Genomic DNA, 23,976 nt, shown 5'->3' with positions numbered 1-23,976 from the left:
ACGCATGCAGGACAGGACCGGATCCACCAGGCGCCGCACGGTGCTGGGCGGCGCGGCGGCCGCCACGGCGGCGGGCTTCGCGTTCGGCCGCCCGGCGGCCGCGGCGGCGCCGTCCGCCGAACGCGGCGGAAGAGGCCGCCGCTACCGGGGAAAGACGGTGCTGGTCACGGGGGCCACCTCGGGCATCGGACGGGCCGCTGCCATGGCCTTCGCGGCCGAGGGCGCGAAGGTCGGCTTCTGCGGGCGGCGGGAGCGGCTGGGCCGGGAGGTGGAGCGGGCAATTCGCGAGGCAGGCGGCGAGGCGACGTACATCAGGGCCGATGTGCGGCGTGCCGGTGAGGTGGAGTCCTTCGTCGACCGCGTGGTGCAGAAGTACGGCGGTCTCGACGTCGCTCTCAACAACGCGGGCATCCAGAAGCCCTTCACCGATCTGCACGAGGTGTCCGTGGCGGACTGGGACGACGTCACGCACACCAACACCCGCGGCGTGTTCCTGGCCATGAAGTACGAGATCCCCCACCTGCGCCGCAACGGCGGCGGGGTGATCCTGGTCACCGGGTCGTCGAACCAGTTCGCCACCCGGCAGGGCCTCGGCTCCTACACGGCGAGCAAGAACAGCGTGTCGGGCCTGGTCCAGGCGGCGGCCATCGAGAACGGAGGGCACGGCATCCGCGTCGTCGCGCTGGCCCCGGGCACGACGGACACGCCGATGCTGGACGTCCACCGCCCCGGCGGCCTGTCCGACGAGGAGTGGGCGGAGGCCAAGAAGGAATTCGCCGCCCCGGGTGTCGACGCGCTGAAGCGGATGGCCAAGCCGGAGGAGATGGCCACCGCCGCGCTGGCGCTGGCCTCCTCCGATCTCAGCTTCCAGACCGGCACGACGGTCGTCGTCGACGGTGGCCAGCTGGCCGGACTGTGAGCAGCGGGCCGTGAGCTGCCGCGCGCCCCCGTGCTCCGGTGTGAGCGCCGCACGCGCCCAGGGCGGCACAGGGGAAAACCCTTGATGCTTCGGATGGTGTGACGCGCGGGGGCCGACGGTCTGGTTTCGTGGCCTTTACAGCCGGTACGGTGGTCCAGACCACATAATGAGGTGGGGGGATCATGAACTGTACAAAGTGCGGAGCCCCGGTTCTTCAGGGGCCCAACGGCGACTGGTCATGCAATAACTGCGGAGCGAGCGGATGAGCAAAGAGTCACCCCGGTACATCTCCGACCGGGCAACACTCAACTGCGCCCACTGCGGATGGGGCGACGTGCAGACTGGGCCACAGGGCGGATACGTGTGCCCGCAGTGCTTCCACACCAAGATCCCACCGGGCCAGCCCCACGCGGACGACAGATGACGAGGGCCTCCCGACAGGCTCTCAGGCGGCCTTCGTCAGCTCCGCACGGACGGCCGCCTGCCAGACCATGCGGAGTCTGTCCAGCTCCGTGAGCGCGGCGGGCGACCATGCCGTCCGCCCGGTGACGAACGCGCGGATCGCGGCGTTCGCCTCAGCTGCGGACGGAAGGTGCGGGCGAGGCTGAGCGGTGCTTGGCATGAGTTCAATCTAGGCGGCGGCACTGACAACGGCACCCGCATTCCGTACGCCGCCCGGCGGCTTCTCAGCCGGGGTCAGCCGATGCGGACCGCCGTACCGGAGACATGGACGCGCGGGTCGCCGGGGCGCAGTTCGACGGTGAGGACGCCGGGGCGTCCCATGTCTTCGCCCTGGTGCAGAGTGAGCGTGGCATCCGCCGCCACCAGGCCCAGCTCCCGTGCGTAGCCGCCGAAGGCCGCAGCCGCCGCGCCGGTCGCCGGATCCTCCACCACGCCGCCGACGGGGAACGGGTCGCGGACGTGGAAGACGCTGCCCGACTCGGCTGCCGGATCACGCCACACCAGCTGGAGGGTGGTCAGATCCAGACGCAGCATCAGGGCCTTGACCCGCTCGAAGTCGTAGTCCAGCCTGGCGAGCCGCCTGCGGGTGGCCGCCGCGAGCACGAGGTGCCGCGCACCGGCGAAGGCGATACGGGGCGGAATCGCCTGGTCCAGATCGGACTGCTGCCAGTCCAGCGCCTCCAGCGCCTCCGCGAGGTCGGCGTCAGCGACCGGAGACGAGTGCGGCTCGACGCTGCTGAGCGTGGCGCGCGGGCCGGTGGCGCCCTCGGTGTTCTCGGTGTTCTCGGTGACGGATACCGGGATGGTGCCCACGGGCGAGGCGAAGAGCAGCTCCCCGAGACCGGCGGTCTCGGCGAGCGCGACGGCCGTCGCCACCGTGGCGTGCCCGCAGAAGGGGACCTCGGCGACCGGGCTGAAGTAGCGGATCGTGTACGCGCGACCGGGCTCCGCGCCGGTCAGGCCGGGCGGGGGAGGGGTGAGGAAGGCGGTCTCGGAGTAGCCGACCTCGGCGGCGATCGCGAGCATCGCCTCGTCGCTGAGCCCCCGTGCGTCCAGCACGATTCCGGCGGGGTTGCCGCCCTCCGGGCTGCTGGAGAAAGCGGTGTAGCGGAGGGGCTCGGCGGTGGCAGCTGCGGTGCCCGCTTCGGGGGCGGCCGTCTCGTTCGCGGCGTCGTTCATGGTCATGGCCCCCACAACGGCCCCCGCCCCGGCCCTATTCCGCGCCGCGCTGCGCCATGCGTGTCGCGCTCCGGCAACGCGCCTGCCGTGCACCGGTGCGCGTTCCTTGCCCGATAAAGTCGGCTTTGTCGCGCGCGCGTGCCGCCGTGCAGGGCCCCGCCCGCCCCGCGGGTGCGTGGGGAGGGCACGCATGTTGCCATCGGATGGACATATGCCTGTCGCGTACGCGCCAACAGGGCGCCGTTCCGCGCCGATGCAGTCGGCCTCATGACGCACACAGTGAGCGCCGACCGAGAACTCCGTGCCGCGGCCCGTCATCTGGGCCGCCGCCGGTTCCTCACAGTCACGGGTGCCGCGGCCGCGCTGGCCTTCGGTACGAACCTCCCCAACACCGCCCACGCCGCCCCCGCCCTCGATCCACGCCGCATCGGCAAGGACCCGTTCACCCTCGGCGTGGCCTCCGGTGACCCGCTCCCCGACTCCGTGGTGCTGTGGACCAGACTCGCCCCCGAGCCGTACCAGGCGGACAGCGGGCTGCCCGCCGAACCGGTCACCGTCACGTGGGAGCTCGCCCGCGACAAGAAGTTCCGCCGGTCGGTCCGCAGCGGTGAGGTCACCGCACACCCGGAGTTCCACCACTCGGTGCATGTGGAGCCGGACGGCCTGGAGCCCCGCCGCCGCTACTACTACCGCTTCCGGGTGGGCGAGTGGACCAGCCCCGTCGGCCGCACCCGTACCGCGCCCGCCGACGGCGACCAGCCCGGCTCGGTGCGCTTCGCCGCCGTCTCCTGCCAGGCATACCACCACGGCTACTTCACCGCCCTGAAGCACCTCGCGGCCGAGGAGGACGTCGACGTGGTCTTCCACCTCGGCGACTACCTCTACGAGTACGCGGTCGACTCCGCCGGCGGCGAGCGGAAGTACACCGGCACCGTCCTGCCGGACCACTTCAACAAGGAGACCGAGACGCTGGAGGAGTACCGCCTCCGCTACTCGCTCTACCACGCGGACCCGGACCTGCAGGCCGCGCACGCCGCCCACCCCTGGATCGTCACCTGGGACGACCACGAGACCGAGAACAACTACGCGGACGACACCCCGGAGAGCGGCGGCCCCGCCGAGGACTTCCTCATCCGCCGCGCCGCCGCCTACCGCGCCTTCTACGAGAACCTGCCGCTGCGCCTCCCGCAGCGCCCCGAGGGCCCCGATCTCCAGCTCTACCGGCGGCTGCGCTACGGGCGGCTCGCGCAGTTCGACGTACTGGACACCCGCCAGTACCGCGACAACCAGGCGAACGGCGACGGCTGGAAGGTGCCCACCCCCGAATCCGAGGACGCCGACCGCACCCTCACCGGCACCTCGCAGGAACGCTGGCTGACCGAGGGCTGGCAGAAGTCCGACGCGCTCTGGAAGGTCGTCCCGCAGCAGGTCGTCTTCTCCCGGCGCCGGAACCGGACCGAGGGCCCCTACCCGCTTTCCATGGACGCCTGGGACGGCTATCCCGCATCCCGGCAGCGGGTGCTCGACGGCGCGCGCGCCGCGGGGGTCGAGAACCTGGTGGTGCTCACCGGCGACGTCCACGTCCACTACGCGATGGACATCAAGGACGACTTCGACGACCCCGGCTCCCGCACCCGCGGCGTCGAAATCGTCACCACCTCCGTCACCAGCGGAAAGGACGGCGCCGAACACCCGGGCAACTGGGAGCAGATGCGCGCGGCCAACGCGCACATGAAGTTCTACGACGGCCGCCGCGGCTATGTGCTGGTCACCCTCGACGAGCAGCGGCTGCGCGCTGACTACCGCGTCGTGTCGAAGGTCACCACCCCCGGCGGTACGGTCAGCACCGCCGCGTCCTTCGTCTCCCTGGCCGGTGACGCAGGTCTCAAACCCGCCTGACCTTCCGGGATGTAAATGGTTGGGCCGGGGTGGGTTTCCCTGGGAGAATGTGTCTGCCGTTAACAATCTCCTGGAGAGGTGCATGACCAACCCCGGCCCGTCAACTTCGGCCGTCATAGCCGCCCGCTCCCCGGTCGCCGCCAGCGCCATCGAGGGACCCGCCACCGAACCACAGTTCACCCCCCGGCAACGGGCCGGTCTGCTGGTCACCCTCATACTCGGCAGCCTCACCGCGTTCCCCGCGCTGTCGATGGACATGTACCTCCCGGCGCTCCCCGACGTCGGCACCGCCCTGCACGCCCCGGCGGCGTCCGTCCAGCTCACGCTGACCACCTGTCTGCTCGGCCTGGCCATCGGCCAGCTCGTGGTGGGCCCGATGAGCGACCAGTTCGGCCGCCGTCGCCCGCTGCTCGCAGGGATGGCCGTCTACGTGGTTGCCAGCGCCGCCTGCGCGCTCGCGCCGACGATCGGCACCCTCACTCTCTTCCGCCTCGTCCAGGGCCTCGCCGGGGCCGCGGGCATAGTGATCGCCCGCGCGGTCGTACGCGATCTGTACGACGGGCTCGCGATGGCCCGGTTCTTCTCCACGCTGATGCTGATCTCCGGCGCGGCCCCGATCCTGGCCCCCGTGCTGGGCGGACAGGTGCTGCGTTTCACCGACTGGCGCGGCGTCTTCCTGATCCTCACCGCCATCGGCCTGGTGCTGATGGCGGTCGTGCTCCGCAAGCTGCCCGAGACGCTGCCGCCGCAGAAGCGCACCCGGGGTGGCGTGCCCGTCGCCCTGCGCACCATGCGGGGCCTCTTCGCCGACCGGGTGTTCACCGGCTACCTGCTGGCCGGAAGCTTCACCTTCGCCGGTCTCTTCGCCTACGTGGCCGCCTCTCCGTTCGTCATGCAGGAGATCTACGGCGCCTCGCCGCAGACCTTCAGCCTGCTCTTCATGGCCAACTCCGTCGGACTCGTCGGCGTCGGCCAGATCAACGGCAAGATCCTGGTGGGCCGGGTCTCGCTGGACAAGGTGATCCACTTCGGCCTGTGGGTGGTCACGGCCGCCGCCGTCGCCCTGCTCCTGATGACGCTGGGAATCTTCGGCGAGCCCGGACTGGTGCCCGTCGCCGCCGGGCTGTTCGTGCTGATGTCCGGCATGGCGCTGATCCTTCCCAACGCCAACTCGCAGGCACTGATGCGCACCCCGCACGCCGCCGGGTCTGCTTCGGCGCTGCTGGGCGCCTCGCAGTTCCTCGTCGGCGCGATCGCCTCGCCACTGGTGGGCATCGCGGGCGAGGAGACCGCGGTACCCATGGCTCTCGTACAGCTCGGGTCGCTGCTTGTGGCGGGGGCGTGTTTCCTGGGACTGTGCCGCCCGTGGCGTACGCGAGACTGAGACACGCGGCCTCGCCCGAGCGGGCGGGGCTGCGGTCGGATGAGCTGGCGGCGCTGGCGCACGGCGTCGACCGGCTGCCGGGCCGCTGGTGCTCCGGCGCGGTCGTACTGGCCGGGCGCGGCCCGTACGTCGCCCTCGAGCACGCCGCCGGGTGGGCGGTGCGCTACGCCGCGTACGACCCGGAGCAGGACCGCGGGGTCGAGCTGCCGCGCGACCGGCAGCTGCCCGCCCGCCCCGACACCGTCTTCGACCTGGCCTCGCTCAGCAAACTCTTCACGACCATCGCGCTGCTCCAGCAGGTCGAGCGGTCCACCCTCCACCTGGACGCGGAAATCGCCCGCTACGCGCAGGAGTTCGGACGGCGGAAGCTTCCGGCGCACGGCATCACCGTCCGGCACCTGCTCACCCACACCTCGGGGCTGCGCCCGGAACTGCCGCTCTACGACTACGGGCCGCGGAACCGTACGGACCTGCTGTGGGCCGAGGAGCCGCTCACCCCGCCGGGCAGTGCCTACTGCTACTCCGACCTGAACCTGCTGCTGGCCCAGGGCGTGCTGGAACTGGTGACCGGGCAGCCGCTGGACGTGCTCGTACAGGAGGGGATCACCCGCCCCCTCGGCATGAGCCGCACCCGCTATCGCCCGCCCCCCGGCTGGCGCCCGCGGATCGCCGCCACCGAGGATCAGCGCAAGCCCTGGGCCAAGCTCGACCGGGGGATGCTGCACGGCCGTGTCCACGACGAGAACGCGTACGCGCTGGGCGGCGTCGCGGGCCACGCGGGCCTCTTCGGCACGGCTGGTGACCTCGCGGTCTTCTGCCGCACGCTGCTGAGCGGCGGCGCGTACGGGCCCGCGCGCATCCTCGCACCGTCCTCGGTCGCGCAGCTGCTGGCGCCGCCCGGACTGGGCTTCGGCGTCGGGCAGCGCTGGTTCATGGGGGAGCTGGCGGGCCCGATGAGCGAGGGCCGAGCGGCGGGACACACCGGTTTCACCGGGACGAGCCTGGTGCTCGATCCGGTCACGGACACGTTCCTGGTGCTGCTGGCGAACACCGTGCACCCCGTCCGCCGCCCCGCCGACTCGACGCCCCGCGCGGCGGCGGCGACCCACCTGGCCCGCGCGGTGCGGTGACGGCGTCCGCCGTCGCCGCACCGTCCGGCGCGAACTCCCCGGCAACCCTCCCGGTCACCGCCCCCGTGCCGTGTCGGGCCAGGTGAACGACCGGGTGGGGCGGGAGGGAGGGGCAGGCGCCCTGCCGTCAGGGCCAGGGCGGCGAGCGGGGCGGACCACCTGACGCGCACTAGACTGCACTGGTGCACGACATCAGCTCCCCACCGGTCGAAGAGCAGCTGCGCGTCGCGCTGGCCGGGCTCGTCGACGGGCTGCCCGCGCGGCAGGCGTCCACCGCGGTGGACCGTCTGATCGCCCACTACCGGGGGACCACGCCGACCCACACCCCCGTGCTGCGGGACCACGCCGACGTCGTGGCGTACGCGGCGTACCGGATGCCCGCCACCTTCGAGGCGGTGGTCTCGGCGCTGACCGCCTTCGCGGACCGCGCGCCGCACTGGTCGCCCGCCTCCCATCTGGACGTCGGCGGCGGTACGGGCGCGGCCGTCTGGGCGGCTTCCCTGGTGTGGGGCGACGGCCCGGGCGCGGATTCCGGCGAGGTCTTGCCGGTCCGGCGGACCACCGTGCTCGACTGGGCGCAGCCCGCGCTGGCGCTCGGGCGCGAACTGGCGGGCGGCTCCGCGTCCGCCTCGCTGCGCGCCGCGCGGTGGGAGACCGGGAAGCTGTCCGCGACGGCGCTCGCCGCTGCGGCCCGGACGGAGCGCACGCCCGCACCCGCGCCCCCCGTGGAGCTGGTCACCGTCTCGTACGTGCTGGGGGAGCTGACCGCCGAGGACCGGCGGGAGACCGTGGCCGCCGCCGCCCGGGCGGGGCGCGCCGTGGTGGTCGTCGAGCCCGGCACACCGGACGGCTATCTGCGCGTCCGGGAGGCCCGTGACCTGCTGGTCGACGCCGGACTGACGGTGCTGGCACCCTGCCCGCACAGCGCCGCCTGCCCCCTCACCCCCGGCGAGGACTGGTGCCACTTCGCCGCCCGGGTCAGCCGCTCCTCGCTGCACCGGCAGGTGAAGGGCGGCTCGCTGCCCTACGAGGACGAGAAGTTCAGCTATGTCGCGGCGATGCGCCCCGGCGCGGTGAACGGCACGCCCGCCGGGGCGCGCATCGTACGCAAACCGCAGCTGCGCAAGGGGCAGGTGCTGCTGGATCTCTGCGGCGCCGGCGAGGTGATGGGCCGTACCACCGTCAGCAAGCGGCACGGCGCGCTGTACCGCGAGGCCCGCGAGGCCGCGTGGGGCGGCGTCTGGCCGCCGGAGCAGGGCCCGGACGAGCCCTGACCCGGCCCCCGGAGCTTCCGGGGACCGGGCTGGGGCCGTGCCGGACCGTGCCAGGGGCCCGGACTAGGGCGCCGGGTCGCTCAGGACCGCAGTTCCGCCGTGCAGCACTTCACGCTGCCGCCCCCCTTCAGCAGTTCGCCCAGGTCGACACCGACCGGTTCGAACCCCCGTTTCCGGAGTGGTTCGAACAGGCCCTGTGCCGCTTGCGGCACCAGCACATGGTGGCCGTCGCTCACCGAGTTCATGCCGAACGCCCGCGCGTCCGCCGCGTCGGCGACGATCGCGTCCGGGAACAGCCGGGCGAGTACGGCCCGGCTGCCCGGCGAGAACGCCTCCGGGTAGTACATGACCGCGCCGTCCACCGCGTCGTCCAGCACGCACAGCGCCGTGTCGAGGTGGTAGTAGCGCGGGTCGACAAGGTCCAGGCCGATCACCGGGCGGCCGAAGAACTCCTGGACCTCGCCGTGCGAGAGCGGGCTGCTGCGGAAGCCGCGCCCCGCCAGCAGCCAGGAGGCGGTGATCGCGAAGTCGCCCTCGCCCTCGTTGATGTGCTCCGGCTCCCGCACGTCCGCGAAGCCGTGCGAGAGGTACCAGTCCCGGTGGGCGACCGCCTCACCGGCGCGTTCCGGATGTGCGAAGCGCGCGCCGAGCACCCGGCCGTCGACGACGGTCGCACCGTTCGCCGCGTACACCATGTCCGGCAGGTCCGGTTGCGGCTCCAGCACCTCGACCGTATGGCCGAGCTCGAGATAGCGGTCGCGCAGATGTTCCCACTGTGCGATCGCCAGCGGAAGATCCACGGGTTTGCCGGGGTCCATCCAGGGGTTGATGGAATACGTCACACGGAAGTGCTCGGGTGGGCACATCAGATAGCGGCGGGCACTGAACAACGAGAGCTCCTCACGGGGTCGCCGTGCACTGTCGTGGCCATAGTCCACTGTGCGGAGCCCGTTCGCCGGGATTCGGACGGAAAGAAGGCCAGCGTCTCGCTTCGCACGCCGCCGCGCGGCTGACGTGCGAAGAAGAGGAAGGTGAACGAGAGGCGAGCTGCGAGCGGGCGGGAACCGGCCTGGTCCCGGGTCGGCGACCGGAGATCAGGACCGGTCAGGACCGATCACAACCGGAGACCGGGGCCCGCCGGGGACGAGATCACGACCGGCGGGAGCCGCCCGCGAGCCCGAGCGCCGAGAGTGATCATTGCCCGTGATCGCTGATCGTGACCCGGATTCGGTCCTGCACTGCCGCCTCGCTGCGTACCCTCGACATATCCGGGGGCGAGGGATCCGCCTCCGGGGATCAGGATTCACGGTCCCGGTCGCGAGAGTGAGGCGGTAGATGGAACGCGAGGGCAGACTCTCCCGGTGGCTGCGGCGGCGCGGCGGCAGCGGTGCGAGCGGCGGTGCCACGGCGGGCGACCTGCAGGCCCGCGAGGATCTGCTGCTGACGGCGGCCGGAGCGGGGTTCCCCCTGGCACCCGCCGCGTATCCGGAGGGGTACGGCTGCTCCTGCGTCCGCATCGGCTGTCCGACCCCCGGACGGCACCCGGTCTCCTTCGCCTGGCAGACCCAGGCGACGACCGACCCCGAACAGATCGCGCGCTGGGCACAGGGCCAGCCCGAGGCCAACTTCATCACCGCCACGGGCCGCACCCACGACGTACTGGACGTACCGGTTCCGGCCGGGCGGATGGCGCTGGAGCGGTTCGACGACGAGGGCACCGGCACGGGGCCGGTCGCCGTCTCCGGCGGCGACCGGATGCTCTTCTTCACCGCCACCCGGGGCACGCCGGAGGACGAGGACGAGTGGTGGCCGTGTGAGCTGGACTGCCACCCGGAGACGATGGACGAGCATCCGGGGCTGCGCTGGCACTGCCGGGGCAGCTATGTACTCGTCCCGCCCGCGAGGCTGCCGGGCGACGCGCCGGAGGCGCTGGTGCGCTGGGTACGGCCGCCGGTGCCGGGCGCCGTACTGCCCGAGCCGCTGACCTTGCTGGAGCCCCTGACGGATGCCTGCGCGGTGTACGCGGGGGAGCAGCCGGACCAGGACACCGTGGCTCCCTGGCCCGCCCGCTAGGGCCGCGCCAGCCGGCTCACTCGCCGCGGGCGCTGATCAGACCGGTGATCCGGCTGACGAAGGCGACGTCGCCGCCCTCCTTCGCGGTGGGCACCGTCACCGCCTGCCCCGAGACCCGCACATAGGTGATCGACTGCTTCGGCGTCCCGGTCATCAGCGCCTTGACGTACGGGTCCTTGACATTGGGTGAGTACCCCTTGGCGACTGTCTGCTTCTTCTGGTGGTGCGAGGCGAAGAAGACGAGCGCGCCGCCGCCCTCGGTCCGCAGCCCGAAGGGTGCGAACTGCGGCGGCTTGGCGGCGAGATCGGCCCACTCGCTGCGGACGCCCGACTGCTTCGCCGCCTTCTCCCGCTGGTCGCGCCATGCGTCGGTGTGCGGGCCGGGCGCGAAGTCGCCCTCGCCCTCCTGTAGGTAGCGCACGTACTCTGCGCTGAGCTTGCTGGGCGGGACCGCCAGCTTCGAGCCGGAGGTGTCCGGCACCTCCTCGGCGTAACCGTCCTCGTCGGTGGCGAACTTCGGCATGTCACCGTCCGGGACCACCCCGAGATAGGTCGCCTTCCAGTCCGCGTCGACGCTGTTGCGCTGGAAGACCAGCAGCCAGCGTCCGCCGCGGCTGAGGTTGCTCTCGGTGTCGGCGACGAAGGACTTCGGCCAGCCCGCCTGCTGGGGTATGAGGAAGCGCGGGTCGGTCAGCTCGAGCGGCTTGAAGTCCTTGTTCTCCGCCCCGTCGACCTCCCTGCGGGCCTTCAGACCCGCCTGGTCGATCGCGCCGAGCGCACCCCCCTCGATGGTGGCGTTGAGCTTCGCGTCCTGGTTCTTGTTCGACTTGTTGTGCGTCTTGGCGAACTTCTCGAGGACCTTCTTCGCCTCGGACTTGCCGACGGCGGGGACCACGGCCGTCTCGCCGTGCACGGTGAGGCACCCCGACAGCGTCGTGGCCAGCACCGTCGCGAGGGTCGTCGCCGTCAGCAACCGGGCTCTCATCCTGCGTCCTCCCACAAGGCATTCCAGGCTTCGAAACCCTACCGCTGCCCGGAAGCCCGCGAAGGGCGGGACCCGGCGAGGCGGGGCGGTATGGGATCATGCGGCGGATCGGGGTGGATGTCAGGGGGATTCGGTGACGCACCGGGGGGAATACCGGCGGCAGTTCCGCACGGCGATGCGTGAACTGCGCGGGGCGCAGAAGACGGCGAAGGGAGTGTCGCTCTACTCGCGCCATCTCAACCGGCCCGCCGGTCGTGTGCTGGCGGCGGGTGCCTATCCGCTGCGGCTCACCCCGAACCAGGTAACGCTGATCAGCGCGGTGTGCAGCTTCGCCGGAATCGCCGCGCTCGCCCTCTTCTCCCCGTCCTGGCCGCTCGCCCTGGGCGTGTGGGCCGCGCTCGCCGTCGGTTTCGCCTTCGACTCCGCGGACGGGCAACTGGCCCGGCTGCGCGGCGAGAGCAGCGCGGCGGGGGAGTGGCTGGACCATGTGGTGGACTGCGCCAAGATCACCGCGTTGCACGCGGCGGTGCTCGTCTCCTTCCACCGGTTCTTCGAACTGCCCTCCTCCGGCTGGCTGCTGCTGCCGCTCGCGTTCCAGTTCGCCGCGGTGCTGATCTTCTTCGGCGGTCTGCTCACCGACAAGCTGAAGCCGCGCGGGCCGGCGGGGCAGGGCGCTGCCGCGCCGCCGACCCGGCCCGCCGTACCGCCGCCGTCCCGGCTCCGCGCCGTCGCCCTGCTGCCCGTCGACTACGGCGTCTTCTGTGCCGTCTTCCTGCTGCTGGGCAGCGAGCGGGCCTTCCTCGGCGGCTACGCGGCCTTCTTCGCCGCCCACGCGCTGTTCCTCGTCGCCTTCCTGGTCAAGTGGTTCCGGGAGCTGTCCGCCCCGAACGCGGGCTGACGCGCGACGCCGCCGTGCGTCCGTCCAGCGCGTCCAGCGCGCGCCGCAGCTGGGTGCTGGAGGTGTGCATGGTGTACGGGAAGTAGACGATCTCCACACCGACGGTGCGGAAATCCGCCTCTAATCGGTCGCCCTTGGCCGTCCCGCGCCAGTCGTCGCCCTTGAAGAGCAGGTCGAAACGTATCTGCTGCCAGGTGTCCAGCTTGTCCGGCACTGTCTCCACGAACGCGGCGTCCACGAAGCGGATGCTGCGCACGATCTCCAGCCGCTCCACCAGCGGTACCACCGGCTGACGCCCCTTGGCGCGGGCCGCCATCTCATCGGACACCACACCGGCGACCAGGTAGTCGCACCGGTCGCGGGCGTGGCGCAGCAGATTCAGATGCCCCACATGGAAGAGGTCGTACGCCCCCGGCGCGTAACCCACGGTCTGACTCATTCGCGATCCCCCCACGGAACTCGGCGAACACGGTGGACCCCGGCCCCGGCCCGGCCGACGCCGCAGATGGCGCCGATCCAACCACAACCCGGAGAGGATGGGGGTAGCTTGTGTGGACGATGTGCCGGTAACCACTCACTATCCTGCACCAGGACGTAAGGTGCGCCATCGGGGGATATTGAGGGGGGACCGCGCGTGGGTGCGCTGCCGGTACGGCGATTACTGCTGGTTTCCACGAACTACGCACCGGAGCAGGCCGGAATCGGCCCGTACGCGACTCAGATCGCCGAACACTGGGCGGCCGACCCGGAGACCGAGATGCATGTCCTCACCGGCATGCCGCACTATCCCTCCTGGCGCGTCGACCCCGCCTACCGGGGCAACTGGCGGACGGCCGAACTGCGCGCCGGCGTACGGGTGCACCGCAGACGGCACACCGTTCCGCCCCGGCAGACCGCACTGCGCCGCGCGCTCTACGAGGCGTCAATTCTCGGGCACGGCCTCCTGGTACCGCCCCGCACCGGCGGCCCGCCGCACGCCGTGGTGGCCCAACTGCCCAGTCTCGCGGGCGGCGTGCTCGCCGCCCGGCTCGCCCGGCGCCACCGGGTGCCCTTCGTGCCCGTCGTCCAGGACTTGATGGGCGCCGCCGCAGCCCAGAGCGGAATCCGGGGCGGCGACCGTGCCGCCCACGCCGCCGCGGCGGTCGAGCGCCGGGTGCTGCGCGCCGCCACCCTGGTCGGAGTCATCCACGAGAGCTTCGTCGACAAGGTCGCCGCCATGGGCGTACCGAGCGAGCGGGTCAGACTGGTGCCCAACTGGTCGCATGTCGCCGCCCCTTCGGCCCCACGCGCGCAGACCCGCCAGCGCCTCGGCTGGACCGGGGACCGCACCGTCGTCCTGCACTCCGGCAACATGGGCCTCAAACAGGGGCTCGACGTGCTGATCGAGACCGCCAGGCTCGACCCGGGACTGCGCATCGTGCTCATGGGTGACGGCAACCAGCACCGCAGGCTGCGCACGCTCGCCGCCGGGCTCGCCAACGTGCAGTTCCTGCCCCCCGCCGACGAGGCCGACTTCCCCGATGTCCTCGCCGCCGCCGACGTGTTGGCCGTCACCCAGCGCGCCGCCGTACTCGACATGAGCGTGCCCTCCAAGCTCACCTCCTATTTCGCGGCGGGCCGTCCCGTCGTCGCCGCCGTCGCCGAGAGCGGCGGCACCGCGCAGGAGATACGGCGCTCCGGTGCGGGCAGACTCGTGGCACCGGAGGACCCGTCGGCACTGGCCGGCGCGATCCGCGCGCTGTCCGCCGACCCGGCCGCCGCCGACGCCCTGGGGGCCCGGGGGCCCGCCTACGCGGAGTCCCGTCTCGGCCGCCGGGCCGGGCTCGCGCGGATCACCGGACTGCTGGACGAGGCACTGGCGGAGCACACCGGGCAGAGGGGGGCCACAGCATGAGGGACGGCGGAAGTGGAGGAGGCGCCGGAGCCGGGCCCGGCACCGGGAGCGGCACGCGCGAGGACGGCCGGACCTCCTCCGCGTACGAGGAACCGGACCTGCTGCGCGAGCAGTTCCGGCAACTGCTGCGCTACCGGACGCTCATCGTCCTGGGGCTGCTGACGGGTCTGCTCGGCGGCGGCTGGCTCGGCGTCTCCGGCGGCGACTCCTACGCCGCCTCCACCGAGGTCACCCTGCGGGCGACGACCGCCGACCCCCTCGGCGACTCCGGCGGCTCCAGGGCCGAGATCAGCATGGGATCGGAACGCCGCACCGCGCTCAGCCGCGTCGTCGCCGAACGCGCCGCCAAGGAACTGGGCGTCCCGACCCGCGCCGTCCCCCTCTCCCGCGACCTCCAGGTCACCAATCCGCCGAACACCGTGGTGCTGCGCTTCGCCTACACCGCCGGCACACCGAAAACGGCGGCCAAGCGGGCCAACGCCTTCGCCCAGGCATACCTGGACCACCGGCAGAAGGACACCGACCGGCTCATCGTCAACACTGTCGTCGCCTACGAGGAGCAGCGGGCACCGCTGGTCGAGGAACGGAACCGGCTGGCCGCCGAGATCAGGGAACTGCCCGACGGACGCGTCCTGGACGCCTCCGTCTCCTCCCACTCCTCCCTCCTCGGCCGCATCGCCGACATCGACAGCAACATCAGCAAGCTCGAAGCGCTCGACACCACACCCGGCACCGTCGTCTCCGCCGCCACCCCGCCCGCCTCACCCACCGGACCGGGCCTGGCCCTGCTGCTCGGACTCGGCGCCGCCGTCGGCATCGGCATCGGACTGCTCGCCGCCTGGGTCCGCCTGGTCTTCGACCCGACGGTCCGCTCCTCCGGCGACGTCGTACGCGCACTGCGCGCACCCGTGCTGGGCACACTGCCCCGCGGCAGGCGCGGACACCCGGGCGTGCTGCTCGCGGAGGGGCGGCTCGCCGAGGAGTACCGGTCCGTCGCCTTCCGGCTCGCCTACGACGAACAGTTCGCCCAGCGCCGCAGGCTGCTGGTCGTCGCCCCGCGCGGCACCATCGAGACGGCACTGGCCGCCTCCGTCAACCTCTCCGCCTCCTTCGCCGAGATGGGCAAGGACGTGCTGCTGATCGAGGCCGACCTGCGCACCCCCACCCTGACCGAGCAGTTGCACCACGCGGACGGTGTACGGCCCGGCTGGGCGCGGGCGCCCGAGCAGGGCACCGGAGGCTGGCCCACGGGGCGGCGGGTGCCCATCGACGCCGGCGAGTCCGGTGTCTTCGACCTCGTCCCCGGCCGCCGGGTGCGCAACGTGCCGCGTGCGCTGACCTCTTCGGCCGCGACGCAGCTGATAAGCCAGGCCGACGCCCGCAACGCGGTGGTCGTCGTCCTCGCCCCCGCGGTCCTCTCCTACGCCGACGCCATCGCGCTGACCGACCGGGTCGACGGCGTGCTCGTCGTCTGCGACCCCAGCGACGTACGGCGGGACGACCTCAGCCGTATAAGAGAACTGATCGTCGGCGCCGGGGGCGTGCTGCTCGGCGCGGTGCTCCACTCCCACGGCAACGCGGAGGCCAAGGACAGCGGCGGCAAGGGCCGCAAAGGCTCCAAGCGCTCCCAGCGCGGCTCCGAACCGCCTCCGGCAGCCGACGAGCCGGCCGGCGGGCGCCCACCGGGATGGGACCGCGCGCCGGTACCGCACCGCGACATCGGCTCCGAGACCGTCGGACTGCGCATCGTCGACCCCGCCGACCTCGAAGAGCCCACCCCGCGCCCGTGACCGCGCAGCTCCACGAGCCGGTGCCGCGTCAGGCAAGGTTCACCCCCCTCGCCGCCCTGGCACGGCCATGCGCCGCGTTGCCCGATCGGCCGAGCAGGCCCACTACGAGGCCGGTCAGGCGCCTTGCGCCTGACCGCACCAGGACGCCTCGCTATGGGGCAAACCATGCCTGAAGCGGCACCAGCCGATCCGACCCCGCTGCGGGCGCGCACCGCCGTGCTCTGCTCCGTCGCGGACCAGGGGGTGGCGGCGCTCACCAACATCGCGGTGCTGGTGGTCGCCGCCCGGCAGTCCACCGCCGCCGGGTTCGCCGTCTTCTCCGTCGTCTACACCGTCTTCGCGCTGGCACTCGGACTGTTCGTGGCGTACGTCGGCCAGGCGCTGGTGCTGGAGCGAGGCGAGCCGCAGCAGGTGCGCGCCGCCTGCCGGTCCGCCGTCGCCTTCACCGGCTGCGCGTCCTCCGCTCTGGGCGCCCTCGCTCTCCTGCCCCTGTGGCTCACCACCGGACTGCGCGGCGAACTCGCCCCGGGGCTGGCGGCGCTGGCCGCCGTACTGCCCCTGGTACTCACCCAGGACTGCCTGCGCTACGCCTTCTCCACCCTCGGTGCGCCGCACCGGGCCCTCGCGTCCGACCTGCTGCGGCTCGCCGCCGCCCTGCCGTTGCTGGCAGTGCAGCCGCACGGCGCGGGCGCGGACCGGCTGGTGCTGGTCTGGGGCGTGTCGGCGCTGCCCGCCCTGGCCCTCGGGCTGGCCCTCCTGGCACCGCTGGTACGGGGCGGCTGCCGCGCGCAGTCGGGCGGCGCGCTGCCGGGGACGCGGCGCTACCTGCGCCGGGGGCACCTCGGGGGACGCTTCGCGGTCGAGTTCGCCGTCGGCAACGCCGGGACCCAACTCGCCGTCATCGGACTGGGTTTGTGGGCCACCCCGCTGGCGGTCGGCGCGCTGCGCGGCGCGACCACGCTGTTCGGCCCGATGAACGTGCTCTACAACGCCGCGACCGGCTTCGGCCCGCCGCTGCTGAACCGCCGCGGCGGCGACCACCGCCGTACGGCCCGCACCGCCGCGGTGGCAGGCGGCGTGCTGGCCGCCGTCGCCGCCCTGTGGGCGACCGTACTCATCCTGCTCCCGGACCGCTTCGGCCGCATGCTGCTGGGTGACACCTGGACGGCGGCCTCCGCCCTGCTGCCCGCCACCGGCAGCCAGTACGCGGTGATGGCCCTGGGCACCTGCGGCCTCCTCACCCTCCGCGTGCTGCGCCCCCGCACCACGCTCCCCCTCCAGCTGGTCTTCTCCGCGCTCTCCGTCTGCGCCCTGCTGGTGGGCTACGCCTGGGGCGGCGTACTGGGCGCGGCCTGGGGCCTCTGCCTCGGCTCCGCCTGCAAGGCGGCAGCCACCTGGCTCCGCGTCCGCAGTGTGCTCCGCACTACGGACCGCGCCTGTTGATTGTCCGGTTGATCTTCATCCGTCGACGGAACTGACATGGTGAGGACGAAATCATGTCCACAGCATCGACCGGCGAAGATCGCCACGCCCTTATAGGGGTTGCCAGGCGCGGAGGAGATCTTCCGGGCCCCAGCGCGCGGCCAGCGGCAGGTCGTCGGCCACCCCGCAACGGGAGACCGCGACCAGTGGCGTCTCGGGTGTGGCACCGGGGACGGCGAGCATGTCGCGCACCAGGGCGTCGTACTCATGACGGCCGAAGGCGTGGTTCTCCAGCCACTTGACCGATCCGACGAAGTGGACCTGCCGGGCCACCGGTTCGCGGTCCGCACCGATCAGGTCGATCTCGGGGTTGTTCTGGCGGTTCCACCAACCTCCGACTGCCTCGGTCCCGGGCCACTCGTCATCGGGCAGCAGCCGCAGCAGGGACTCGCGGATCAGTGGCTCGACCGCGCGGCCACGCCACGCCGTCCAGGACCGCTCGATGCGTTCCAGCGCAAGATCGCCCCGGCCGCGCTCGATGAGCGGGATCCCGCGTTGGAGGAACGCCAGCCAGAACCTCAGATACGGGTCGGCGATCCGGTAGCGCTTGTTCTTGCTGTCCGGCTTGGTGGAGAGCGGTAGGTCGGCAGCCAGGACGCGTTTCGCCTGCAACATGGTCAGCAGCGGGGACAGCGTGCCGGACGGCAGCGCGCTGCTGCCACCCGCCCGGGCGGCGATTGTGCTGAACGTACGCTCACCGCTGCCGGTTGATTCCAGCACAGCCCGCGAATGCGACGTTTCGGGGAATTCCCCCAGCAGGGACAGCTGACCGGCCATCAGCAGTGGGGACAGGGGATTCGCGAAGGAGGCCCGCAGGAAGTCCGTCCGGCTCATCCCGGGCCGCCACGACTGCACGATCTCCGGGAACCCGCCGGTGATCAGCTGGGCATCCACTGCGTCTGCGGCACCGAGCTCGGTCATGGCCTGCACGTCTGCGAGATGCAAAGGCTGGACGGTCATTCTCGCCGCCCTCCCGAAGAAGGGGCGTCCGTACGACTGCAACGCCTCCATCACCGGCATGTCGCTGCCGACCAGCAACAGAAGCACCGGCTTGGGCGACAGATGACGGTCCCAGACGGTCTGGAGTGCGCCCTCGAATTCCTGATCCTGCTCCACCAGCCAGGGCACCTCGTCGATCACCGCGATGCTGGGTGAGTCATCGGGGACTGCGAGCGCCAGTGAGCGCAGGGCCTGATTCCAGTCCTGCGCCTGGAGACCCGCGACCAGCGCCGCCCCGGGCAGGGCCGACTGCGCCATCGCCGCGATGAAGTCAGCACGCTCCGTGACCGGGCTACGTCCCCGGGTGGCCTGGAACACCACGTACGGCGCCCCCGAACGATCACAGAACTCCTGGACCAGCCGAGACTTCCCCACTCGCCGTCGCCCTGTCACCGTGACCGCCCGCCCCCGCGTGGCACCCTCGCCTGCTGCGACCGCGCGATACTGCTCAGCCAGCACCGTGAGGTCTCCAGTGCGGCCCTGAAACTCCACGCTACTCTCCTCGATCACAGCTTACGTAGATAAATTCTTACGTAGATTGCATCTTACTTTACCGCTTCTGGCGAGGCTTGAGGTCACTGCGACGGGCGTTGTTGTGGCCGCTTGGCCACCCAGACGGTCCGGGTCGTGCGGACGGTGAGGTCCTGGCGTCGCAGGACGCCGTCGGGGCCGTCGCTGTCGATGAGGGTGTCGAGCGTGGCCAGGTCCTCGCCGTCCATCAGGCCGTCGAGGTGCGCGCGCAGACGCCGCAGGCACGCCTGGGCGTAGCGGCCGGTGGCCGCCGGGAGGGGGTGCTGCAAGTCGATGACGAAGGGACGCTTCGTCTCCAGGGTGAATCCGGCATCCAGCAGCGCCGGGTTCAGGTCACCGCCGTGATCCTCGTTCAGGGCGGCGTGGACGCGTGCTTCGAGTCCGGGGCGGCCCAGGCCGAGGTGATCGGACAGAAACCGGGGGAAGAAGTCCATCTCGGCGATGGCCAGGAGCCCGCCGGGGCGCAGCGTCCTGAACGCCTCGGTGAGGATGTGGTCCGGATCTGCCATGTGGTGCAGGGACGAGGCCGCCCATGCCAGGTCGGCGGGGTCCAGGGAGGGCCATGGTGCATCCAGGTCCGCCAGGACGGTGTGGACCCGTTCGTCCAGGCCGCGCGCGCAGGCGCCGTCCCGCAGGCGGTGCAGCATCTGGGGGGAAACGTCCAGCGCGGTCGCGTGGGCCTCCGGGAAACGCTCCAGCAGAGCGAAGGTGCCCGTGCCGGTCCCGCTGCCCAGATCGAGAATCCGTCGGGGCGGGCTGCCGTCGGAAAGGTCGGCGAGCCAGGCGGTCACGTCCGCCTGGTATGTGTGCAGTACCTCGGCGTCGAGGTCCAGAACCTCGGCCATGGCTGCTTCGCTCGGCGCGGCCGCCGCGTGGTGCGGGTGGTGTTCCTGGTTCGTCATACTCCGACCGTACTGGCGGTTTGCGGTGATGGCATAAGGTCTTGCGTATGACGCAAGAAGGCGATGTGGACAGTGTCGTGCGCCAGCGCATCAAGGGGCTGCGGCTGGCCCGTGGCTGGTCACTCGATGACCTGGCCGCACGCTGCTATCTGAGCCCGTCCACCCTGAGCCGCATAGAGACGGGCCACCGGCGGCTCAGCCTGGACCAGCTGACCGCGCTCGCCCGCGCCCTCGGCACCTCCCTGGACCAGCTGGTGGAGTCGGCCGATGACGACGACGTGGTGATCAGGCCGCATCGGGACCAGGAGCGCGGCCTGACCACCTGGCTGCTGAGCGGCGAGGGTGGACCGCAGGGCATGACCGTCGCCAAGATCCGCCTCACTCAGCAGGCTGATCCGCGCGGAACCGACGAGCTGGGGGTCCACCCGGGCAAGGACTGGTTCACCGTCCTGTCGGGGACCGTCCTCCTGCTGCTCGGAGAGCGGCGCGTGCTCGTCGAGACCGGCCAGGCGGCACAGTTCTCCACCATGACCCCCCACGCCATGAGGGCCCACGGCGGCCCTGCGGAGATCCTGGCCATCTTCGACAACGACGGCCAGCGCACCCACCTCCACCCTCCCCCCTGACCGCACCCCGCCCGTACAGCAGAACCCGTTGCCCGCTGTCGAGCCCCGTGAGAGCATCAAGGTTCAATGGTCCGTATCCTTTCGTTTGCGCTTCGCAACGCAAACGAAAGAGTGCGGGCCGTTGCCATGTCCACGGTTTTGAGCAATCCATCAAGATCTGTGAATGGCAGGTACCGTTTGACGTACACAACAGAGCCAGCAGAAGCCTGCATCGAGGATGCGAGCAACATTTTGGTTGCGCCTTCGATGTTGCAAGATAATGACTTGATCAGGGACTTCTTCGGGTCCACAATCACGCCGGAGGACCTTGCTTCTGGTTCTCCCAGCCTCGTGCAGAAGACCGTCTACCTGTGTGGCGATATATCCGGGATCAGCGGCCGCCAACTGCATGCGGCTGCCCGGGTATTCGTTATCCGGGAGCTATCACACGGTTACCACGAGGACGTCGGCAAATCTTGGACCCTCGTCGGCCTCGGCCGAGTCCCCATCCGCGTACACGGCGTCGGCGTGTACTATCGCCGCTTTTTCGGACTCGGCGCCGATCACTTCCAACGGATCCGTGCGGAGCACGAGTTCCAGTCCCTGACGGAGTCCACCAAGCCTGGAACGGCCCATCGCAGTGGAATCTATCTGACGCCCGTCACACGAAACGGTGATGAACTAAATTTCCACCTGCTCCGGTGCTCCACGAATCTCTCGGGGCCGACCGAGAGTTTTCGCCCGACCGACACGCGCATCGTCGAGGATCTGAACCGCGAGGCCGCCGCCGTCTTCCGGAACCAGGCACCGCTAAATCACGTCCTCGCTCAGATCTACCACAACACCCTTGCCACGGCCGAGCGCAAGCAGTCCAAGGCCAAGATCTCGGCCCATGCCGACAAGACCAAGGACATGCCCGTCAATGGCATCATGGCCTTCTGCACCTTCTATGACCGGCTCGACAGGCTGCAGCCCCTGGCCGAAGACGCCTTCGACCACGGCGTGAAGGGTGCCAGCGGGCTGACCAGACTCCACTTTCGCCTCAAGGAGCCGACCGAAGAACGCGACGGGGTCGCGCTCCCCGCGCAGTTCACCCTGACTCTCTACCCCGGCTCCGTGTTCTTCATGCCGCTGTCCACCAACCGCCTGTATACGCACGAAATCCGGCCCTCAACGTTGGACGCCGAGTTGCTCCCGACCCGCCTGGGATACGTGGCGCGCTGTTCGAGCGCCGAAGCCGTTCACAAGAACGGCCACACGTTCCTCAAAGTGGCCGGAGATTTGGTGGAGCTGGGGCAACCCGCACCGGCCGGCATGAACGAGCTGCGCAGGCTGTATGCCGAGGAGAACAGCACCTCGTCCTTCATCGATTACGGCGATGGATTTCTCTTCAGTATGAACACGGGAGACTATGTTGCCCCCCGAGTCTAGGATCTCGGATGAGATCCTCTCGTGCGCTTTGCCAACCGAGGAGAATCTCTTCGGGGAGCTGTCTGCGTCGGCTCGTTTGGAAGACGTAGGAAAAGGCCGCCGAGGCGCCGCGCTTACCAAGGGCGACGAGGCGGGTGGTGTGCCTCTCGTACGTACTACCACTCGATACAGCAGCCCGCCGCAGCGTTTCCGGGCGGTGCACGAACGGCTGGCGCAGCAGATTCAAGAACGTGCGGCGCTTTCGGTCGGCTTCAACAGCGCTCTCATCGAGAGCTACACGAACGCTTACACAACCATGGGCAGCCATTCCGACCAAGCCCTCGATCTGGCCGACGAGTCGTTTATCGCCGTCTTCTCCTGCTACCAACATCCCGAAGCGAGCCCGCCCAGGAAGCTGATCTTCGAATCAAAGGAATCCGGTGGCGAGAAGCTCGAGATCCCTCTCGCCCACAACAGTATCGTCGCGTTTTCCGTCGACTCGAATCGGCGGCTCAGGCACAAAATCGTACTGGACACGCCCGTCCAGACGGCGGACAACCAATGGTTGGGCGTAACCTTTCGAACGTCCAAGACCTCCGTTCGGTTTCGCGACGGACATGTATACCTCCCGCAGGGTGCGCGCCTCATGTCGGCCGACGATGAGCAGCGGCGCGAGTTCTACCGACTACGGCGCCGTGAGAACAATGAGTCGGACTTCATCTACCCCCTGCTGACATACACCATCAGCGAGAGCGATCTGATGCCGCCCATTCTGTTAGGGGATCTAAGGGCTGTCCCGTGATCCCTGGCGGGCGCACGACGACAGCTACGGCACCTCGCTGCATTGTCGGAACGCCCGGACACGCACGGTATGAGGACGCCCCTCCGCCTTGCGAAGCACCGCATCTGACGCCGCGCGCTGATCCACCAGGGATCACGGGACAGCCCTTAACCTTGAGGGCTTTTGAACAACCTCGGCAACGCCCTGCAGTTGCGGGTTGTCGGCAGGCATCGCTGCGCCGGGAGAGCACCACGCATCTGTGGTGTGCCCTGGCGAGGCCGCCCTCGCGCGAAGGGTGGGAGGAGGCGGGGGCCACTTCGTGTGGCGGCGCTTGCCGGAGAAGCCCCCAACTCGGGGGCTACCCGACAGGTGATGGACCGGCGGTCGGGGTGTTGAGCAGGGCGAGCCCGAGGGCGGTGGGGCTGTGGAGTGCCGTGTTGTGGTGCCGGATGGTACTGATCAGCCCGGCACCGCGCAGGGTGGTCGCGTGCTCACTGGCACTGGGAGACGCGAGGCTCGTGAAGGTGGCGAGTTCCTTGGTCGAGCACCCCGGGTGCTCGGCGATGGTGTGGAGAACGGCGGCCCTGGTCCGGCCCAGGAGAAGGGCCAGTGGCGACCGGGTCCCGGGCGGGGCCGGAAGCGCGGGTGAGGCGCAGAAAGGCAGCGAGCCGGCGGGCTGATCGTGGCCGACCGGGTACCTCATCACGGGCTGCGGCTCGGCGTCGACATCGATGGCGGGTGATCCGGCTCCGAAGACCGAGGGGACGAGCAGCAGTCCGCGTCCCTCGAGGTACAGGTCACCGTCGAAGCCGGAGACCATCGCGAACTCCAGGACGGGCGGATTCCAGCGGATCCGCCGCGGGTGGAGCGAGGCGAGGAGGCGCTCCACACCGCCGGTGAGCGCCTGCCGTGTCCGTATCCCCCGGTCTGCCGCCGCTTCGCTGGTGACGTGCGCCCAGTGGGGCGCCAGCAGCACCGCGTGGACGTGGTCCAGGCTGTCGCAGAGCTGCCGCAGCAGGCCGGAGTCGTCGGCCAGCCGACGCGCCCACGGCGGGAACGCCTGCCGCTCCGCCGCGTGGGCCAGATCCCTGCGGATCCGGGACTGTGGCGTGGCACGCACCTGCTCCAGCAACTCCTGCGGGCCGCCGGCACTGGCAGAGGTAAGAAACGTGGGTGCCCAGCCTTCGGGCGGTATCAGGTCGAGGACCATGCGCGCCCTGGGATCCAGACTGCCGCAGGCGGCGCGTCGCCATGCGTCGAAGCGCACCGGGTGGCTGCGACTCTGCAGGCTGCGCACCGCGGCGCTCAGTTCCAGCAGTGGCGGGGGCTGCCCCACTCGCGTTCTGGCCAGATCTTCAACGGTGAAATGAATGCGGTAG

General features: G+C 70.8%; 21 protein-coding genes. 13 read left to right on the top strand and 8 right to left on the bottom strand.

The window, feature by feature from the left end:
- The first annotated feature begins 4 nt into the window (after positions 1-4).
- On the top strand, positions 5-919 hold the full coding sequence (locus tag LHJ74_RS09575; RefSeq protein ID WP_260217463.1) for an SDR family NAD(P)-dependent oxidoreductase: 915 nt from the start codon (positions 5-7) through the stop codon (positions 917-919).
- 445 nt (positions 920-1,364) lie between these two features.
- Here the strand turns inward: LHJ74_RS09575 and LHJ74_RS09570 are convergent, their stop codons facing one another.
- Both LHJ74_RS09570 and LHJ74_RS09565 read right to left on the bottom strand, forming a co-directional pair.
- The gene (locus LHJ74_RS09570; RefSeq protein WP_260217461.1) at positions 1,365-1,541 is read right to left on the bottom strand and encodes a hypothetical protein; all 177 of its coding nucleotides are present in this window, start codon (positions 1,539-1,541) and stop codon (positions 1,365-1,367) included.
- Between the two features lie 74 nt (positions 1,542-1,615).
- Positions 1,616-2,560 (bottom strand): PhzF family protein, encoded by a 945-nt coding sequence (locus LHJ74_RS09565; RefSeq protein WP_260217849.1) that lies wholly within the window; start codon positions 2,558-2,560, stop codon positions 1,616-1,618.
- 267 nt (positions 2,561-2,827) lie between these two features.
- Between LHJ74_RS09565 and LHJ74_RS09560 the strand changes: the two genes are divergently transcribed.
- The 4 genes from LHJ74_RS09560 to LHJ74_RS09545 all read left to right on the top strand — a co-directional run bounded on the left by LHJ74_RS09560 (position 2,828) and on the right by LHJ74_RS09545 (position 8,247).
- On the top strand, positions 2,828-4,459 hold the full coding sequence (locus tag LHJ74_RS09560; protein ID WP_260217460.1) for an alkaline phosphatase D family protein: 1,632 nt from the start codon (positions 2,828-2,830) through the stop codon (positions 4,457-4,459).
- Between the two features lie 82 nt (positions 4,460-4,541).
- The gene (locus LHJ74_RS09555) at positions 4,542-5,843 is read left to right on the top strand and encodes a multidrug effflux MFS transporter (protein WP_260217459.1); all 1,302 of its coding nucleotides are present in this window, start codon (positions 4,542-4,544) and stop codon (positions 5,841-5,843) included.
- A complete protein-coding gene (locus tag LHJ74_RS09550; RefSeq protein ID WP_375546705.1) occupies positions 5,825-6,973 on the top strand; it encodes a serine hydrolase domain-containing protein in 1,149 nt (382 codons plus the stop codon). The genes LHJ74_RS09555 and LHJ74_RS09550 overlap by 19 nt, the downstream gene beginning before the upstream one ends.
- 182 nt (positions 6,974-7,155) lie before the next feature.
- Positions 7,156-8,247, top strand: a complete 1,092-nt coding sequence (locus LHJ74_RS09545; RefSeq protein ID WP_375546704.1) for a small ribosomal subunit Rsm22 family protein — start codon at positions 7,156-7,158, stop codon at positions 8,245-8,247.
- 80 nt (positions 8,248-8,327) lie between these two features.
- Here the strand turns inward: LHJ74_RS09545 and ddaH are convergent, their stop codons facing one another.
- Positions 8,328-9,137, bottom strand: coding sequence for a dimethylargininase (ddaH, locus tag LHJ74_RS09540; protein WP_375546703.1), 810 nt, complete (start codon positions 9,135-9,137; stop codon positions 8,328-8,330).
- Positions 9,138-9,582: 445 nt separating this feature from the next.
- On the opposite strand from ddaH, the gene LHJ74_RS09535 reads away from it, so the two are divergent.
- Complete coding sequence (locus LHJ74_RS09535; protein ID WP_260217457.1) at positions 9,583-10,320, top strand: bifunctional DNA primase/polymerase; 738 nt, start codon at positions 9,583-9,585, stop codon at positions 10,318-10,320.
- 16 nt (positions 10,321-10,336) lie between these two features.
- On the opposite strand, the gene LHJ74_RS09530 is transcribed toward LHJ74_RS09535, so the two are convergent.
- Positions 10,337-11,305 (bottom strand): SCO2278 family lipoprotein, encoded by a 969-nt coding sequence (locus tag LHJ74_RS09530; RefSeq protein WP_260217456.1) that lies wholly within the window; start codon positions 11,303-11,305, stop codon positions 10,337-10,339.
- A gap of 175 nt (positions 11,306-11,480) precedes the next feature.
- Here LHJ74_RS09530 and LHJ74_RS09525 point away from each other — a divergent pair, with 175 nt between their 5' ends.
- Positions 11,481-12,203, top strand: a complete 723-nt coding sequence (locus LHJ74_RS09525) for a CDP-alcohol phosphatidyltransferase family protein (protein WP_260217846.1) — start codon at positions 11,481-11,483, stop codon at positions 12,201-12,203.
- Here LHJ74_RS09525 and LHJ74_RS09520 read toward each other — a convergent pair.
- Complete coding sequence (locus LHJ74_RS09520) at positions 12,163-12,642, bottom strand: FAD synthase family protein (protein WP_260217455.1); 480 nt, start codon at positions 12,640-12,642, stop codon at positions 12,163-12,165. The genes LHJ74_RS09525 and LHJ74_RS09520 overlap by 41 nt on opposite strands.
- Positions 12,643-12,819: 177 nt before the next feature.
- Here LHJ74_RS09520 and LHJ74_RS09515 point away from each other — a divergent pair, with 177 nt between their 5' ends.
- The 3 genes from LHJ74_RS09515 (at position 12,820) to LHJ74_RS09505 (ending at position 17,330) form a co-directional block, all read left to right on the top strand.
- The gene (locus LHJ74_RS09515) at positions 12,820-14,097 is read left to right on the top strand and encodes a glycosyltransferase family 4 protein (RefSeq protein WP_375546722.1); all 1,278 of its coding nucleotides are present in this window, start codon (positions 12,820-12,822) and stop codon (positions 14,095-14,097) included.
- Positions 14,094-15,887, top strand: a complete 1,794-nt coding sequence (locus LHJ74_RS09510) for a lipopolysaccharide biosynthesis protein (protein WP_260217454.1) — start codon at positions 14,094-14,096, stop codon at positions 15,885-15,887. The genes LHJ74_RS09515 and LHJ74_RS09510 overlap by 4 nt, the downstream gene beginning before the upstream one ends.
- A gap of 198 nt (positions 15,888-16,085) precedes the next feature.
- Entirely contained in the window at positions 16,086-17,330 is a 1,245-nt protein-coding gene (locus LHJ74_RS09505; RefSeq protein ID WP_260217844.1) for an MATE family efflux transporter, read from the top strand.
- A 90-nt stretch (positions 17,331-17,420) separates the two neighbouring features.
- Here LHJ74_RS09505 and LHJ74_RS09500 read toward each other — a convergent pair whose 3' ends face one another.
- Complete coding sequence (locus tag LHJ74_RS09500; RefSeq protein WP_260217453.1) at positions 17,421-18,860, bottom strand: ATP-binding protein; 1,440 nt, start codon at positions 18,858-18,860, stop codon at positions 17,421-17,423.
- 83 nt (positions 18,861-18,943) lie between these two features.
- On the bottom strand, positions 18,944-19,801 hold the full coding sequence (locus LHJ74_RS09495; protein WP_311203276.1) for a class I SAM-dependent methyltransferase: 858 nt from the start codon (positions 19,799-19,801) through the stop codon (positions 18,944-18,946).
- Between the two features lie 47 nt (positions 19,802-19,848).
- On the opposite strand from LHJ74_RS09495, the gene LHJ74_RS09490 reads away from it, so the two are divergent.
- The 3 genes from LHJ74_RS09490 (at position 19,849) to LHJ74_RS09480 (ending at position 22,618) form a co-directional block, all read left to right on the top strand.
- Positions 19,849-20,427, top strand: coding sequence for a helix-turn-helix domain-containing protein (locus LHJ74_RS09490; protein ID WP_260217452.1), 579 nt, complete (start codon positions 19,849-19,851; stop codon positions 20,425-20,427).
- 177 nt (positions 20,428-20,604) lie between these two features.
- On the top strand, positions 20,605-21,837 hold the full coding sequence (locus LHJ74_RS09485) for a hypothetical protein (RefSeq protein WP_260217450.1): 1,233 nt from the start codon (positions 20,605-20,607) through the stop codon (positions 21,835-21,837).
- On the top strand, positions 21,821-22,618 hold the full coding sequence (locus tag LHJ74_RS09480) for an alpha-ketoglutarate-dependent dioxygenase AlkB family protein (RefSeq protein WP_260217842.1): 798 nt from the start codon (positions 21,821-21,823) through the stop codon (positions 22,616-22,618). The genes LHJ74_RS09485 and LHJ74_RS09480 overlap by 17 nt, the downstream gene beginning before the upstream one ends.
- 337 nt (positions 22,619-22,955) lie before the next feature.
- Here the strand turns inward: LHJ74_RS09480 and LHJ74_RS09475 are convergent, their stop codons facing one another.
- Positions 22,956-23,894, bottom strand: a complete 939-nt coding sequence (locus LHJ74_RS09475; RefSeq protein ID WP_260217449.1) for a MarR family transcriptional regulator — start codon at positions 23,892-23,894, stop codon at positions 22,956-22,958.
- Positions 23,895-23,976: the final 82 nt, after the last annotated feature.

Origin of the sequence: Streptomyces gossypii (assembly GCF_025165795.1) — a bacterium.
In the GTDB taxonomy this organism is placed as follows: domain Bacteria; phylum Actinomycetota; class Actinomycetes; order Streptomycetales; family Streptomycetaceae; genus Streptomyces; species Streptomyces gossypii.
The sequence above is the reverse complement of the archived record's forward strand: the minus strand, read 5'-3'. Positions and strand labels throughout refer to the sequence as shown.